The 17,584-nt window shown below is 32.3% G+C and carries 11 protein-coding genes; 5 read left to right on the forward strand and 6 right to left on the reverse strand.

What is annotated here, in order from left to right; translation table 11 throughout:
• Positions 1–1,300 precede the first annotated feature (1,300 nt).
• The 5 genes from ETSB_RS05510 to ETSB_RS09670 all read right to left on the reverse strand — a co-directional run bounded on the left by ETSB_RS05510 (position 1,301) and on the right by ETSB_RS09670 (position 7,056).
• On the reverse strand, positions 1,301–2,128 hold the full coding sequence (locus tag ETSB_RS05510; protein ID WP_044106805.1) for a metal ABC transporter permease: 828 nt from the start codon (positions 2,126–2,128) through the stop codon (positions 1,301–1,303).
• A 22-nt stretch (positions 2,129–2,150) separates the two neighbouring features.
• On the reverse strand, positions 2,151–2,897 hold the full coding sequence (locus tag ETSB_RS05515) for a metal ABC transporter ATP-binding protein (RefSeq protein ID WP_044106806.1): 747 nt from the start codon (positions 2,895–2,897) through the stop codon (positions 2,151–2,153).
• A 31-nt stretch (positions 2,898–2,928) separates the two neighbouring features.
• Complete coding sequence (locus ETSB_RS05520; protein ID WP_044106807.1) at positions 2,929–3,837, reverse strand: metal ABC transporter solute-binding protein, Zn/Mn family; 909 nt, start codon at positions 3,835–3,837, stop codon at positions 2,929–2,931.
• 724 nt (positions 3,838–4,561) lie between these two features.
• Entirely contained in the window at positions 4,562–6,163 is a 1,602-nt protein-coding gene (gene lnt / locus ETSB_RS05525) for an apolipoprotein N-acyltransferase (RefSeq protein WP_044106809.1), read from the reverse strand.
• A 653-nt stretch (positions 6,164–6,816) separates the two neighbouring features.
• Positions 6,817–7,056, reverse strand: a complete 240-nt coding sequence (locus ETSB_RS09670; protein ID WP_145972241.1) for a hypothetical protein — start codon at positions 7,054–7,056, stop codon at positions 6,817–6,819.
• Positions 7,057–7,944: 888 nt separating this feature from the next.
• Here ETSB_RS09670 and ETSB_RS05530 point away from each other — a divergent pair.
• The 3 genes from ETSB_RS05530 to ftsH2 all read left to right on the forward strand — a co-directional run bounded on the left by ETSB_RS05530 (position 7,945) and on the right by ftsH2 (position 13,731).
• Positions 7,945–9,297, forward strand: a complete 1,353-nt coding sequence (locus tag ETSB_RS05530) for a CmpA/NrtA family ABC transporter substrate-binding protein (RefSeq protein WP_044106810.1) — start codon at positions 7,945–7,947, stop codon at positions 9,295–9,297.
• Positions 9,298–11,167: 1,870 nt separating this feature from the next.
• Complete coding sequence (locus ETSB_RS05535; protein ID WP_044106811.1) at positions 11,168–11,593, forward strand: hypothetical protein; 426 nt, start codon at positions 11,168–11,170, stop codon at positions 11,591–11,593.
• Positions 11,594–11,844: 251 nt separating this feature from the next.
• Positions 11,845–13,731 carry an ATP-dependent zinc metalloprotease FtsH2 gene (gene ftsH2 / locus ETSB_RS05540; protein WP_044106813.1) on the forward strand — a complete coding sequence of 629 codons (1,887 nt, stop codon included), beginning with the start codon at positions 11,845–11,847 and terminating at the stop codon, positions 13,729–13,731.
• A 391-nt stretch (positions 13,732–14,122) separates the two neighbouring features.
• Here the strand turns inward: ftsH2 and ETSB_RS05545 are convergent, their stop codons facing one another.
• Complete coding sequence (locus ETSB_RS05545) at positions 14,123–14,743, reverse strand: VWA domain-containing protein (protein ID WP_044106814.1); 621 nt, start codon at positions 14,741–14,743, stop codon at positions 14,123–14,125.
• Between the two features lie 302 nt (positions 14,744–15,045).
• Between ETSB_RS05545 and ETSB_RS05550 the strand changes: the two genes are divergently transcribed.
• Together ETSB_RS05550 and ETSB_RS05555 are read left to right on the forward strand one after the other, a co-directional pair.
• The gene (locus tag ETSB_RS05550) at positions 15,046–15,339 is read left to right on the forward strand and encodes a hypothetical protein (protein ID WP_044106815.1); all 294 of its coding nucleotides are present in this window, start codon (positions 15,046–15,048) and stop codon (positions 15,337–15,339) included.
• Between the two features lie 455 nt (positions 15,340–15,794).
• Positions 15,795–16,091 carry a hypothetical protein gene (locus tag ETSB_RS05555; protein WP_232509869.1) on the forward strand — a complete coding sequence of 99 codons (297 nt, stop codon included), beginning with the start codon at positions 15,795–15,797 and terminating at the stop codon, positions 16,089–16,091.
• Positions 16,092–17,584 lie beyond the last annotated feature (1,493 nt).

Genomic DNA, 17,584 nt, shown 5'->3' on the forward strand with positions numbered 1-17,584 from the left:
ATCACTCCATTACTAGAGTCTGTATCCTGCTATAAGCAGGATCGATGATTAATTTATTAGTCAAAGGTATCATCAGAGATTGTTGCCAGTTCTGAGAGATCGTTAAGAATAGATATCACTAATATTGGAATCTATATCGGTTACTTAAAAATGGAAGTCCGTCACCTGTCTCAAGAACAAAATCTCCTAATCCATCTGTACCTGAATTATTTTTTAAAACTAGTCCCTAAGTCGTGGAAGGAAAAATCATCGGATAGAGTGATCCTATATTTAAATGTCTTTCTATTTTGTTAATCGAATTAAAAGAAAGAGTCATAGATTTAAAGAAATGTATAACACAATTGGAAACTAGGATAAAAACTTGAAGTTTGTTCCATTCTCCATTGCTGTAATCAGTCGATCAATCAATTCGAAAAAGATTCCTTCATCGTCAACAACCAATTAATTTATAATCCATGTAACTTGCAACATTGCAGCCTGTGAATGAACAGAGGTGGAATATGAGTTAGAAAAGCATGATTATTTACTTCAATATCGATGCATATATTTACATGGTAAAAGGTTTATATATTTGATTTATATTGAGCTGAAGAAGGGGTTATCTTAGTTAGGGAACAATTGTAAGAAAATTAATGGATATTAGTGAAGATTTACGCCTATAAAAAGCGGGTATGGCTTTCCGCATCAAGATTTTTCCTTTAGTTAATGTAATAAAATCTCATCTAAAAAATATACAAATAATTTTATCTTTATAGATTTTATGATAAATTACTCTTATTCGCAGATATCTCAATTAATGCTTTTAATTTAAATTTGTTGTTCTACCTATTTTTATCTTGTTAAAAAAGTATTTGTACTAAAGAAAATAATTTTTTTTAAAAAAATTAAAAATATATAAATTAATGAATATGGTACTAAAAGTAGACTAACTATATTATAGTTGTTAACTAAAATTAATACGTTAACTACGATTTTACAATTACTTAATTTTTATTTTTTCTAACTATTAATCAAGATATCGTTAAACCAAATATATCGCAGTTCATATTTAATTTATCAAGTATAATCTTAACCATATAACTCAGAATTTTCTTTTCTGTCCACTTCATGTTTTGACAATAGAATCATAACCTCTTAATTTACTGTGCTGTAAGTGGATATGAGAAAGAAGATATTTGCCAAATTATTCAAAAATATCATCGAAATATTTGCGAATAAATTATGTGTAAGGATTAGTTTTTATCCTAAGTAAAACCTTAATTTAATTAAAATAAAAGAATAATTACTTCTTATATCTATTTTAAGTTAACTTAATTTTATTATATTGTTTAATGACTAAACTAAGTAAATAAGTAATTCCAGATATTAGAATAATAGTTGCCCCAGAAGTTAAGTTAAAATAATAAGATAAACCCAGTCCAAGGGTTGTAAAAAATCCTCCTAGGACAATCGCAACTATCATTATTTGTTTAAGATCTTGCAGAAATTGCTCTGCAATTGCTGCCGGAATTGTTAATAATGCAATTACCATAATCAATCCAACAATCTGCATTACCATTACCACAGTCAAAGCAATCATGGCAACTAATATAAGATAAAGAGTATCCGCAGGAAGATCACGAGTTAATGCAAAAATACGATCAAAAGAAATAGCTAATAACTCCTTGTAAAATACTGTTACTATCAAGATAATAACAGTATTTAAACCTACTACTATTAGTAAATTTGCTTTGGATACTGTTAGAATACTTCCAAATAAGTAACTCATTAAATCTGCTTTATACCCTGGGGTTAAATCCACTAAAATAATCCCAATCGCCATACCAACTGCCCACATGACACCAATTAAAGTATCCGTCCTTTGTTCAGTTTTTCGGGCTATCCATCCCATTCCTAAAGCTGCCATTAACGCAAAAATAATCGCTCCGACAATAGGATTAAAACCATAAAAATAACCTAACCCAATACCGCCATAGGCCGCGTGGGCAATTCCTCCACTGATAAATACAATACGGTTAACAACTACAAGTGTACCGACGATACCACAAGCAATACTAACTAATACCCCTACTAAAAGAGCATTCCGCATGAATTCAAATTGAAATAACTCAAAAATACTTTCAATCATTACTGTAAAGGGAGCAAGAATGTTAAGTAAGAATCTGATGGGGGACTCTATGGGCAATTAAATCAATAGGACATTGATAAGTCCGTTCAATAATATCACTGGTGAGCTGGTTCTCTCCGTGATAGAGTAGACGGCGATTGAGAGAGCCTATAGTTTTAACGTAGCTTGAAACTTCTCCTATATCATGGGATATCATTAAAATTGTGATGTATTGATTAATCTCTTTCAGTAACTTATAAATACTGCTCTTTATTTGATAATCAACACTTGCCGTAGGTTCATCCAACAACAAAATACGAGGTTCTGAAGCTAAAGCACGGGCAATATAAACCCGTTGACGTTGACCTCCGGATAATTGACCAATGGGACGATTGCGTAATTCGACTATTCCTACTTTTTCTAAACTATGATTGACAATGGCTTCGTCTTTAGCATTGTATCTGCGTAATAGACGACGTTTTCCTAACCGTCCCATCCTGACGACATCAGCAACCCTGACGGGAAACTCTCGATCAAATTCTAAGACTTGAGGAACATAACCTATATATTGTCGTCCAAAACTAACTCGCTTTCCCATAATTCTAACATTCCCCTGGCAAGGAGAAATTAATCCTAATATTAGTTTTAATAAGGTTGTCTTTCCCCCTCCATTTGGACCAATTAACCCAATAAAATCCCCTTCATAAACCGTAAAATCAATATCCTCTAAGACAAAAGTTTTATTATATTTTACCCAGACATGATTCAGACTAATAACTTCAGTAGACATAAAATAAAATTGGTGGTAGTTCTTTATAAATTTAATCTAAAACATTAGAAAAAATTTCAGAAACTTTTAGTAAATTTTCTGACCAATTAGGTTCCAAGGGACTAATTAATAAAACTTCTCCATTGATTTCCTTGGCAATAACTGTAGCAGGATTGGTATTTAATTCCGGCTGAGAAAAAATAACTTTTATTTTTTCTTCTTTAGCTTCTTTAACTAATTTCCCTAACTCAGCAGGACTCGGTCCTTGACCTCCTATTTCTACAGGTATTTGAGTCAAGTTATACTCATTAGCAAAGTAACCCCAAGCCGGATGAAATACGACAAATTTTCTATTTTTTATTTGGCTGAGATTTTCTTTTATTTTACTACCTAACTGCTCAATTTCTTGTATAAATATTTCTAGATTCTCTAAATACTCTACCTGATAATTAGGATCAAGTCTAGTTAATCCTTGATAAATATTTTTAGCCTGTATCTTGGCTAATGTTGGAGATAGCCAAATATGGGGATCTAGGGTTTCTGTCGCGCTTTCTGATTTTGATTTATCATGGTGATGTTCATGGTTTATCATAGGGAGGCGTTCTATTCCCTTAGCTGAGTCGATAATTTGCAATTGAGTATTCGCCCCTGAAATCTTATCTATCCATGCTCTTTCAAACGGGATACCGATAGTAATGTAAGCTTCAGCATGACTCAAAGCTTGTAACTGTTCGGGTTTTGGTTCATAGTTATGGAAGTCTGCCCCAGGTCTTACCATAACATTAATCTTGACGCGATCACCTCCAATTTTTCTAACAAAATATTTCTGAGGTACAATACTTACAGTAATATCTAAAATTTCTTTAGTCTTGCTTTGAGTTCTTGACGGGTTACTACATCCCGTCATTGTAACAACGTTCAACACCAAGGCCATCCAGATAACCGAAACCTGCAAATTCATTTAAGATTATGACCTTTATGTAAGAGTGACAACGATCATAATTATATTTTATATACTTTAATAAGTCTTTAAATATTTCACTATACCCTATATATAAAAAAGATAATGTAGCTGTTAAACTGGAAGAATATTTATTAACTATATCTTTTTTTTGTTCGAACTTATGTTTTCCACTATTATTTTTTTAATGAAATATTAAATAAGTTTTTCTATTAGCTGTTTTTATAATGAAAATAACTTTTATTTAGTAAAGGTATATCTTAAGTTAAGATAAATAAATTAATATTATAATTAGAGATCGATTTTTGATGATAGAATATCAGTCTAGATTGAAGATCAATAATATAATATTACTGATTGCCACTTTTATATTGATTTTAAATAGACGTTATTTGAGTATTTTACCTTATTAATTATACTTGATACATTATTATATGTATTTTTCAATTATTGGCTGAAAGGTGAAGTATTAGTTGATTGTTTAATTTAAAATATTAAGCCATACTCTCTACTCCCAAGTGACAAATAGTAGTTAGTATAAAAGAATCAATTCAAGCCATCTATATCAGATGACTAAACCTTGCTTAAACAAAAACATAACCTTATTGAGCAATTGTATTAATACAAGCTTTGATCTAGATCATCAACAAACTAAAACGTTGTTGTAAACATACATGAATTGTAGTGTTTACTTGTACCGATTATCCTTTAAATTTAATCATTATTATTTAATCTTAAAATACAACAATATTATCCCTAACAATAATAATATTTTAGTTAACCAATCGCCCCATTGGACGTATAAAGTGTGACTGTGACTACGATAAATTTTCCCTTGATGTAATTGATAAGTGTTAATATCAGATATCCATAAAGTTTGACCACGAGGATTAACAATGCCAGAATATCCGGTGTTAGTTACTCTTGCCATCCATTTACCTGTTTCAATGGCTCTAATTATATCTTGAGCATGATGTTGGGCAGGCATTGCTGTACTATAATGGGCATTATTGGACGCTGTAATTATAAATTCTCCACCTATTTTTGCTTGACGACGAAAATGTTCACTAAAGGCTGATTCATAGCAAATTCCTACAATTGCTTGACCAAAGGGAGTCTTAAAAATTTGATTGTTATCCCCTGCTTTTAAATGGTTGTCTAAAGGAGAAAGTCGATCAATAACTTTGCCTAAAATAGATTCAAAAGGAATGTATTCTCCCAAAGGAACCAATTTTACTTTATCAAAACGGCTTAATATTTCCCCTTCTCCTGTCACTAAAAATAAGCTATTGGTATAGCTGTTGTTTCGCCTGCCAAATGCTCCTAATAAAACAGGGACTTTGTGTGTCAAAATCTCTGAATATAAAGGACTATTAATTACAATATGATTCCAGTTAAAGGGTAAAGCAGTTTCTGGTGTTATAATTAAATCAACGCCCTTATCAGCTAATAGTTTATAGCCATTTGTATAACCATAAGTCGCTTTTTGTAAACCCTCAGCATAAAGTTTTATGGTATTAGGAATATTACCTTGGATAATACCTACTTTTATGGCATTTTTTTCTGATTTTAGAACTGGTATTTTATATAAAAATAATCCTGTTAAATGCAACCCAAGTAAAACTATTTTGGATATAACAAAAAGAGTTAAAGAGTTATTATTATACAGATTAAATCTTAGTAAAGAATTTTTTTTTGAAATTAAAAAAATTAATTTAGATTGATTATCATGTAAAATCATTCCTTCTGCAATTAATCCATTGACAGCAACAATAGCAGCAGTTATAGTCGAAAATCCTGAGAATTGACTAAGTTGTAAAATAGCTAAATTATTAGGACTTTGGGTGTAGGAAAGTGAAGTCCACCATAAAGGTCCTTGACTCCAAATTGATTCCAGTAAACACCAAATTGCGACACCAAAAATAACCCTAAAACAAGAATTAATTAAAGTATTTTTAAGATAAATATTTCTATAATTTAGATAATCAAAACCCCTAATAACCAATGACCAAGTAGCAACCAATACAGCTCCCCAAAGGGTAATAAATAGCCAACAAATAATAGCAATTAATAAACTAGTCAACCAAGAAAAATTCATCCAAGTCATGGGATGAATTCCAGTAATCCAAAATAAACTTAATCCATGATAACCTAATCCCCAAAATAAAGCACTCCAGGTTTTTTGGTGAAAAATAAAAGATTTTATAGTTAGTTTTTCTTCGAATTGATTAAGATAATTATGAGTCTTAATAGTAAAGAACCATAGAGGAATTAAAGCTAACCATGCTAAGTAAAAAACTGACATAGGAGCAGTTGATAATCCCATTAATATTCCACTGAAAAAAGTTATAATTATTGGCATGTCAGAAGGTTTAAAAATTTATTGATAATTTATTCAGTTAACTTCAACAGGTAAATATTTATTAATATTATTTTTGTTTTATTTTATAGATATGTTCAAGTGATTCTTTATCTTTAAAAGATTTAACAGTAGTAGTCCCCATTACCTGACTGTTATGAAAAATTTTAGGATTGATTTCGATGTCAACTTCAATAGGATGTATTTTTCCTTCATATTCATCAACAAACTTATTTACAATTAGCTTTATAATATGATATGCAGTTAGAAGAAATATATTTAGCCATAATTAAGCATTCACTTTTATGGAATAATTGTAGCAGGACATATCCTTCAATATAACGAGTCTCGTTATGTTGAAGGATATGCTATGTAAGTAACAGAAGCTGGTCCTTTTTGATATTTGTTTCCTTGAGTTTCGGGGATTATCTCATCTTCTTGAATTAGGTTATATGCTGATAGCCATCGTTGTGTAATTAATGCTGCAATACAATATGTTCCAGCGGCAGTAGCTGCTTGGCGATATGTATGATTTTTTGTACGTCTCCAGTCGCATAAACCCTTTTAATATCGGTTTGCACTGTTTCTGTTTTTGTTAAAACAGAAACAGTATCATTGAGTTATAACCGTTCTTTAAGTAAGTCTGTATTGGAGATATGACAAGTAGCATACAATAACCCTCTAACCTTTTCTTCCGTCTGATTATTACGAATTGTTAGCCCCTCGAATTTAGAATCACTAAGGATGACGCCTACTACTTTTCTATTGCAGAAAATGATAATGTTTAAATGGTTGAAGACTCGATTTTGTAGAGTTTCACCAACCCGCATTTCCTTTCTACGAACTAGGATATAAATCAATGATCCGCACTTAGTTAAATAAAGATCTTTTTCTGCTGCAGTATTTTCATCTCCTATAATAAATTACTAGTTCTTGATTTCTAAACATTGGGGTTGCTCCATTACGGATAGCACAGACAGAAATTCTCCGACCCTAAAACTTCTCTTCATTACTAATTCTTCAGTGTTTAGTGATTTTTCCTGTCGAAACAATTAGACTATAGGTTAATATTTTACGTTCGGCCAAATGCAGCTTGAAAATACGCTGACTTAAATGGAATTTAACTATATATTTAGTATAACGTTGAGGAACTCAATGTTTTGTTTTTGTTCTCATCTATTCCATTCATTCAGAACAGGTAGTACCTTCAAACAACTCTAAAATTTTTTATACTTTTACGGTCAGAAGTCGTAGTAGTCATTAGTCGTCCACCACGAATGCCTGCTACTCTTAAATATTCAAGAATAACATGTTTTATTCAGCCCGTTCAGTGTCAATCAATGTGGTGTAACCGGCTGAACCTGAGCCAACAATGACTAAGTTCTATATCGCTCTATTAACTATTCGTTTCGAATGAATAACTATTGATCAATGCGTTCTAATTTTACTAATAATTATGGTTTATTAGGACAAGTTTTTAAAACACTGTCTTCTACACACTAGAATTTATTATTTTTAAATAAATAAAAAATTACTATAACTAAAATAGAGAAAATTCTAGAAAATAAATATATGAATAAAGTAAAAAAAATTATGATTATTAGACTAATTTTTGTTATTATCTAAATAAGCCAATTGTAGTATTTTTAAGGATATATAGAATAATTGTATAGTAGATGAAAAATAATTAAAGAGATGTTAGCTTAATATTCACTGAAAACTTTAGATTACTCCTATTAACCTTCATTATGAAGCGTCGTCAATTCATTAAATATAGCAGCCTAGGAACGGCTAGTTTAGGAATAACTGCTTGCGTTCAAGGTAATCTAGATTTCCTTCGTTCGTCAGAAACTTCATTAAACCCCAACAATAAATTTGGCTCATTGGAAAAAACTAACCTAATTCTAGGGTTTGTTCCGACTACCGATGCTGCTCCCTTGATTATTGCCCAAGAAAAGGGTTTTTTTCAGCGTTATGGCTTAAAAGTTACATTCAAACGTCGATCTTCCTGGGAAGTAATCGAAAAGGGTTTATTGAGCTGGCAATTAGATGCCGCACAAGCTCCCTTTGCTTTACCTATGTTTGCACAGTTAGGGAAACACAAAGCTCCCCTTATTTCCCTGATGAATCTTAATTTGAATGGTAGTGCCATTACCTTTACTAAGAAAGCTTGGGAAAAAGGTTTACGTCCCTTCCTAAATTATAATAATTTTAGGGATTTTGAAAGAAGTTTTCGCCAATATATTCGAGGCAGTAGCCAGACTCGCTTTGCTATAGACTCCCCAATTTCAATGGATGCCTATTTATTACGTTATTGGCTAGCAGCTATGGGAGTTGATCCTGATCGTGAGGTAGGATTATTAGAATTTCAGGCCAGGCAATTGACATATAAATTACAAGCACGAATGATAGAAGGCTATAGTATTTCGGCGCCATGGACGCGCTCTGCAATTATTGAAAATACAGGATTCATCATCAATATTAGTCGAGACATTTGGCAGGGACATCCTAATAAGATTTTAGCCGCTATGGATGGTTGGGTGAAAAAACATCCTGTTACTGCACGATCTTTAATGGCTGCGTTATTAGAAGCCTGCCAATATTGCGATCACCAGCGTCATCACAGAGAAATGGCTGAAATATTAGCTAAAAGTCAATATTTAAACTTGGATAGGACTTTAATTGAACCAACTTTAAATGGACAGTATACTTATACCAATAACACTCCTAACAATAAATTAGTAGAAATTCCCGACTTTACTATTTTTCACTATCAAGATACTCCTTATCTTAAGATCCCCGATCATGCTAATTATCCTTGGCGTTCTCATGCTGTATGGTTGCTAACCCAAATGATTCGTTGGAATCAACTAGAAACCACTAGTTATCCGAAAGATGCTGATAGAATCTTGGATCGAATTTATCCTATTTCTATCTATAAAGAAGTAGCTAAAGTCCTAAATATTAGAATTCCTAGTGAATTAATGAAATTTGAACCAACTAACGCTTTCATAGATGGGCGACCTTTTGATCCTAGTCAACCTCTAGTTTATCTTAATCAGTTTTCTATTCGGGCAAGTAATTCTCAATTTCCTGTTTGAAAGCTAACAATAATTTTATTAATTTATTATCCTAATCAATAAAGATTAGTTTTTGCATTTACTAAGTTTATTTACAGTAATGAAGGTAATGTTATTTATGCGGACAACATACGGATTTTGAAGCTGGTCTATTTCTCATTTTACTAGATATGGCAATTTTACAGATCTAATCTTGCCTATTGCATTATGGATCTCTTTTGCCCTTATTTCTATTACTGGACTAGTGCAAGCTGTTCTGCAAATTTATTTTTTTATACTATTCCTCATCTTACCCTTTAGGTCAGCTGCCAAGATCGTTGTTTACTTAATTGATTATGAAGATGGCATATTAAAAGAATTCGTGCTGATTTTTCTTTGATTATTAGCAATAATACTAAGTTGTTCAGTGATCGCTGATAACTTAGCGTTATTTTTCTTAGTTGAAATCAAAAATAGCAAGAGAATTAAAACAATTATAACTACGTTTTAAATACTATTTAAACTTTTTTAACTAAAATATAAAAATTATAATTATATTGTTTATTACTAATTTTGCAGAAGTTACTAATATTAATCATATTACTTGTAAGATAGTGATTATGAAATAGAAGTAGAGATTATTGGCGTAACTACCTGTTATCTGACTACAAATTTAAGTGAAGGTATAATTTAAAAACAATATGTCACGAGAATAAGTCATCGTCATACAAACGAAAATAAGAATAAAAGTATTTTGTTTAAATACAAGAGACATGAAAGTTAAATAAATTGCAGACTGGGTTAAACTTTTTACAAAAATAAGAAGAAAAGCAATTTCTAGATAGATTATTCGGGGAAGAGAAGGATTATAGGAATATTCAAAAAGTGAAAAGGAGAAAACTTGGACTAAATAAAATATATTGAATATCCCACATAAAAAATAAAAAAATTATAACAGGTAACAATTATATAAAACTTTTAAAAAAAAGAGGAAAATAAAAAATTATCATCGGCATATTTGGAAAGACAGTTTTATTTAATAAACAATAAAAATATAAATATTTTTTACTTATGAAAGTAAAGTTGATCTTGTTAATTTTAGTCATTTATTAGATGTCTAAAGATTAGAATATAAAATTAATTATAAAAAATAAAAATTTTAAATATAAAAGGAGTATATTAATAGAGAATAATTTGTAATTATTCTCTATTAATATACTCCTTTATAAACTTTAACTTCGTAATTGATAGGTAAATAAGGGAATAAAATAAAAAAATACTTTAGATACAAAGAAATATATTGATTTCTCCTGCTAGATTATAGTCTGGAGAAAAATATAATATTCTTAAGGCAAGTTAGTTTAGCAGGTTTTCTTGTTAATAAGTTGTCTTAAGGTAAAAAGTTGCTCATAAGTGTTAATTTTATGTTCATGTATTTGAACATAAATCTAAATTTTACAAACTCCCAACTTCTAATTTTAAATCCCTAGGTAGAATAAAAATAAAATTTTTTGAGAACAATTACAGTGATTATATAGTCCTAGCTGATAGGTCATGCCCAATGACCTATCAGCTAGGACAAAATTTCTGCTCTGTACACAGTATTGGATGTCATTTAAGTAATAGTTTCACATACCAGAGGATCTGAAGTTGATTTAAGTTAAGTGTAATTAACTCGAAATCCTAGTACTTTAGTCTGCTCCTAACAACGCTTAGAAAACTTAGGTCGGGAATTACCAATGGACAGCAACCTGGCTTGTGAGCCATTATTAGTAGATCAGCTCGTTTTTGAGTTAATTCTTCAACATTAGGATCTAAGATTTACATAGAATAGTAATCGTAACAAAGTTAACCTATATTTTTGGTAACTTACTCAATTTTTTTACTCTAACCCGTAGGAGGGGAAATTGTAATGACAAACAAACCCAATGTTTCCCGAGAAAATGCTATTGAACAGGTAGATGTTGAAATCATTAAAACTGACCAGACAACCTCCAATAACCCCCCCGTCCGACCAATACAAGATGAAACCAAGGCGTTAATTAAAGCTATTAAAACTAAAGCCTTTTCTGAAGTGCAAAAAGTAGGAGAATTTGCCCTTGATAACTATTTGGAAGCAGTTCGTAAGGCCCGCCAGGATATCGAGCGTCGACAACTATTTGAACCAGAACAAATTGAAGATGCTATAAAGCAAATTCAAAAAGAAATTGAAAAAGACTGGGATTCGATTGTCAGTGAAATCACTAGTTTTAGTGATCGTCTTAATGAAGCTGCTAAAGCTGCCTGGGACATTTTAACTGCCTCGAAAGCTCAAGCAGATGAAGATAAGAAAAAGTAGGTGAAAGGATAAGGAAAGGAGAGGGGAAGAGGGAGTGACAAGAAAAAACTCCAACTTTCAACTTCTACTTTCTTTCTCTGTTCCAACTATAGTTGTCAAAAATTAGAGAATTACGTTAAATTTAGCTAAGATGACTTAAAAGTTTACACACATCAATATTAACTATGTCAGAAAACTTGATCAAAGTGGAATATTACACTGGTGACTGACATAATCTTTTTGATTAACCATTTATAGAGAAACACTAACCTATGAAAATTTCTTGGAGAACTCTATTGCTCTGGAGTCTACTACTTTTAGTAGTAGGATTTTTTCTCTGGCAAGGGAAATTTTTTTCCTTCGGGACCAATATAGAAAGCAATAACGCTAATGCTCGTATGACCTACGGAAGATTCTTAGAATATCTAGATTCGGGTCGTATTCTTGAAGTTGACCTTTATGAAGGGGGGAGAACTGCAATTGTTCAAGCGGTTGATCCTGAATTAGAAAATCGAGTACAGCGATCACGGGTGGATTTGCCCATTAATACTCCTGATTTGATAGCCAAATTAAGAAAAGCAGAGGTTGACCTCGAATCCCATCCAGTTCGTAATGAAGGGGCTTTATGGGGATTTTTAGGAAACTTACTATTTCCCATTCTCTTGATTGGAGCATTATTCTTCCTCTTTCGTCGGTCTAATAATTTGCCAGGAGGCCCAGGTCAGGCAATGAGCTTTGGAAAATCCCGTGCTCGTTTTCAAATGGAAGCTAAAACCGACATAATATTCGATGATGTAGCCGGTATCGACGAAGCTAAAGAAGAATTACAAGAGGTTGTTACCTTCCTCAAACAACCTGAACGGTTTACAGCAGTCGGCGCACGAATTCCGAAAGGGGTTCTCCTAATTGGACCTCCTGGAACTGGGAAAACTTTGTTGGCAAAGGCAATTGCAGGTGAAGCAGGGGTTCCTTTCTTCAGTATTTCTGGTTCAGAATTTGTAGAAATGTTCGTAGGAGTAGGTGCTTCTCGCGTCCGTGATTTATTCAAAAAAGCCAAAGAAAATGCCCCTTGTTTAATCTTTATTGATGAAATTGATGCTGTTGGTCGTCAACGGGGCGCAGGTATCGGTGGTGGGAACGATGAACGGGAACAAACTCTAAACCAATTGCTAACAGAAATGGACGGGTTTGAAGGCAATACAGGAATTATTATCATTGCAGCCACCAACCGTCCTGACGTCCTTGACTCTGCCTTGATGCGTCCAGGTCGTTTTGACCGTCAGATCATTGTAGATGCCCCTGACTTCAAAGGCAGAATTGAAATCCTAGAAGTTCACTCCCGCAATAAGAAACTCGATCCCGATGTGTCTATTGAGGCAATTGCCCGTCGTACCCCTGGGTTTAGTGGAGCAGATTTAGCCAACTTACTCAATGAAGCTGCCATTTTAACTGCCCGTCGTCGTAAGGAAACAATTACCTTGTTAGAAATTGACGATGCAGTTGATCGCGTCGTAGCTGGGATGGAGGGAACTCCCCTCGTCGATAGTAAGAATAAACGACTCATTGCCTACCATGAAGTGGGTCATGCGATTGTCGGAACTTTAGTTAAAGACCATGATCCCGTTCAGAAAGTCACTTTAATTCCTCGTGGTCAAGCGCAAGGGTTGACTTGGTTTACCCCTGGTGAAGAACAAGGGTTGACCACCAGAGCACAGCTCATGGCGCGTATTGCTGGAACGCTAGGAGGTCGTGCAGCCGAAGAAGAAGTCTTTGGTTATGATGAAACAACCACTGGTGCTGGTGGCGATTTACAGCAGGTTTCCGAGATGGCACGGCAAATGGTGACTCGTTTTGGAATGAGTGACTTAGGACCTATCTCTTTGGAGAGTTCTTCTGGAGAGGTGTTCCTTGGAGGTGGGTTAATGAACCGTTCAGAATATTCTGAGGAAGTGGCTATGCGAATTGATCATCAAGTTCGGACTCTTGCTAAAGAGGGACATCAATTAGCACGGCAAATCATTAGAGATAACCGCGAAGTGATTGATCGCTTGGTAGAATTGTTAATCGAAAAAGAAACCATTGATGGTAAAGAATTTAGGCAAATTGTAGCTGAATATACTGAAGTTCCTGAAAAGGAAAAGTTTGTCGCTCAACTGTAATCAGTTTTAAGCAACTTTAAAAATAAAATAGGAGACGCGATTACTCGAGTCTCTTTATTCAGTCATTAATAAAAAGTTTAATTGCTATAAAAATTGTCAAAAATTAATTTTAACTATTCTAGTAGAGTTGTAATAAAGTAATAACAAAAGAGCTGAAAGTATTCATTTATAAAACTTATAAAAGTTTAAAATCTCTATTTTTAGTAAAGTCAAGTTCTTTAAATAATAAAATACAGTTGATAATAAAAATCATAGAAATTATTAGCTATATAACTTAATACACTTAGTTTAGAAGCTCCTTATTCTTTTTATTTTTCTCGCGGAAAGAGTTCATCATTACTTATGGATTTTTTATATTAATAATGAACCCTTTATTTTGAACTAAAATAGCCTAATCGATGATGGCATTAAGTAGCACATCAGTTAAGGGCATACATTTCATATCATCCACCGTTACTGTATTGACAATACCAAACTTAGCCCCTGCTGTTTCTAGTTCATTCTCTAACGCTTTAAAGAATGTGGTTACTTTTGTATCACGACCAACTTGAATTAGAGAAATCGCTAATTCTTCCCTACGATCAATTTTTTGGGATGCCTCGACAATGACTCGAATAACCGCTTTGCGATCAGTAGGTTCCCCATCGGTGATAACAAGAAAAGTTTCCCCATTAGGTTGGGTTTTATCTGCAGCTGTACGCTCAAAATAGTTATCAAGTCCATTTTGGAGCACTTTAGCCAAGTTTGTTTGTCCCATCGGTTCGTTTTCTGCATAAATTTTAGTAACCTTATCTGGGGTCACATTCTCGTATCTTCTAAACCGACCGGAGAAAAGATAAACTGTGATCCCAGCAGAATTAATTTCTTCACATTTCTTAGCCAAGGCGTAAGCAGTTCTCTGGGCAATTTCCCAACGATTCTGTCCACTGGTGTCATCAGAGGTAGCCATACTGGCACTTTTGTCGATAATCAAAGTATAGTTCCGATTTTCTCTAATTGAGTCTCCTGACATAAGGAAATAACCTCCTAGTATTTATCATTAGCTTTTGCTTTACAGCCTATTATGACACTTGAGTATTTTCTCTAAAAATCCTGAATTTCATCAGAATTGATCTTGGACAACTATCAAAATTAACTTTTATGTTTAACTTGAAAGCATTAGCAATATAAGTCATGTTCTCTGAACATATAAAATACAAATTGTAAAGGGATATTGCAAGATTTTATAAAAATCTTTAAATAGTAAGCTCAATCTAAATCCTCGCATTAAGGTGGAGTAAAACATCAACAGAAGATTTGCACCGGATTTCAATAATGGATAAAGAAGCTCAAAATTATCGTGTGGTGTGTACCCTTGAGGACATTTACGGTCAGATTATCATTTGGTTAATTGTTATTGTCCTCACCTTAGTTGGTACTTTAGGGCTGTGGAGTGGTACTCGTCAGATTCATGCTTTGTCCATGGTGGGATTTGCTTTAGTATTATCTTTGCCATTTTTGCTGTTTGGATTTTTAACTACTTTGCTCGACCATATTAAGTTTACGCCTATGGAAGCAGCACAAAACACTCGCTCATCTTCAAGCGGAAGCATTAAACCAGCCAATTAAAAGTCTCCAGAAACTAGTAGTCAATCTCCTTAAGGAGATTGACAGAATATGTCAAAACATGGTGGGGTGAGGATACTGGGTATGTAAAATTTCTCTCTGGTTTATCTTTGTATTTATTGCATAGCCCCTAAGAAATCAAAACAGACAGTTTTTGTTTATCTTAATAGATTTACAATTCATTGTCGAGGAGAATGAAAGTGTTCGAAAGACCTTGATAGCAGCCTTCTTGATCTTTTTTATTTTAAAGTTGAGAAAGACAGAGGTTGTTAAACTTAGGAATCTTATCTCGGTGTGGTGTTTAGAAGAAGTATCTTGAGGAGTTAGGCGAGTAAAGTCGCTGAGGAGTTTTTTATGGACATTAGGTAAAAAATATGAATCTTCGTAAGAGTTTAACTCACTCAATAAAAATTTGCATGGGGATATTTATTTTTGGAATAGGTACAATATCAAGTTCTATGTCTACGCTTGCTCAAGAGGAAATTATCACTGACCCTAAACCCCTCGAGATACATACCGGAACTATTCAAGATTTAGACGGAACTGAGTCAAAAACACGCGAGGAATGGTTGGGGGGTGTTGGCGGGAGATATGCAGCCACGGAGGAAACCCGTGGAGAACTGACTCAATATCAATTTGACCGAACCGCTTACGAAGCTAAAATAGAAGCTCTTGATATCACCTTAGAAGAACATGATTTCCATTTAGGAGATGTGGAACGTCCGACACGAAGAATTCCTCTAATTCAATTTTAAAGTTATATTGGTCGTTTTTAAAATCTCGTTCTTTGGGGCGAATAGTTTTTGTAGCGGGGCTAAATTAAATCCCCGTTACAAAAACTATTTCTAGGTTAGTGACTTACTTAGTGTTGTCTTGATAGCTTAAAGATGATCGCTTTTTGTTAAAGTAAAATTTTTAGGCTGGGCTTTGACAGATAGCTAATAATATTTCCCAACAGCTTTGATGGTCAAGATGTTAATGACAGTTCGATTAATTTAAAATTCACTGTACATAAGTATTACTATTAGGACCTAGAAAATAACGATAATGGTAACTAATTAAGTCTAATTGATTAGATTTTTTTCAATAATTTTTGCTAATTGGTTGACTTTAAGAGTTATGTATTGAAAAATTAAGCCAAGTGTGAATTCTCTAGAATGGATAAATCAAACACCACATATAGAGCTACCTCAAAATTATCAAATAATTACCAAATAGATTGAACAATAAGGGGAATAAATTTGATTATACTGAATTTATAATGTGGAATTAACTAGTGAAATGTCAAGTTAATAAACTTCACAGTTAAAAATTAACAAAATTCCTAAATTCATAGGTTCTTCTTTTGACTGACTGTAATTTATTCTGAATATTGTCTATTTTTACCAAGTAAAAATAGACAATAGTTATTACACAGCTTTTTGAGGAAAAAATATAACTTTTTAAATACCAAGTAGCTAATTTTATTAGCCCCGATGATATCTAGTTTTAATTTTGTTCAGAATAATTTATGAATTATTCTTGTATTTAATCGATGGTTTTTAAATAAAAAATTAATTTTTTATACACTTAGTTTAATTTGACTTTGTGTTTTTTCTTTAAATATTCTTGGTTATTTACAAAAATATATTTTTTATTTTTAATTAGTATTTTTAAACTCTTTAAGTTTTTATTTAAGGAGTTTTTACTAGACTCAAACTAATATTTTTCATCTAATAAAAAACTTTTTTTCTTAAATTTTTAGTTGTTTTACTATTTATCTAAATTCACTAGAACTATATAATAACTTTTGAAAGTTACAGTAATTTTATTAATTGCTAATAGTTTTAATATTTGATTTTTTTATCTGTAATTTTTGACTTAAATTTTTTAGTGTTGTTTTTATTTATTGTTTACTCACTTTATTTTTTTTAACTACATTTTTAATATCCCCGTTTAATATTTATTTAATATTTTTTGTCTTAAATCTTTCAGTCTATATTTTTTTATAAGTTAGCTCAACTCTTATGTAGGTTTATTTCTATATTGATTAGATTTCATTTAACGTAGCTTCTAAACTCGATTATTATCAGAATAACTCTTAAATATCTTATCAAATAAATTTGACTATTTTGGTTAATACTGCTCACCTATGTTCTGAGATAAGTATTTCTTGTGTTTTCATTTAAAAATATCTGACCTTAATAGATTCAATTTACCTTGTAAAGAAACTGATGACATTTATTAAATTTGTTGTAAAGAGAGAACA

It is taken from the genome of cyanobacterium endosymbiont of Epithemia turgida isolate EtSB Lake Yunoko (assembly GCF_000829235.1).
Taxonomy (GTDB): domain Bacteria; phylum Cyanobacteriota; class Cyanobacteriia; order Cyanobacteriales; family Microcystaceae; genus Rippkaea.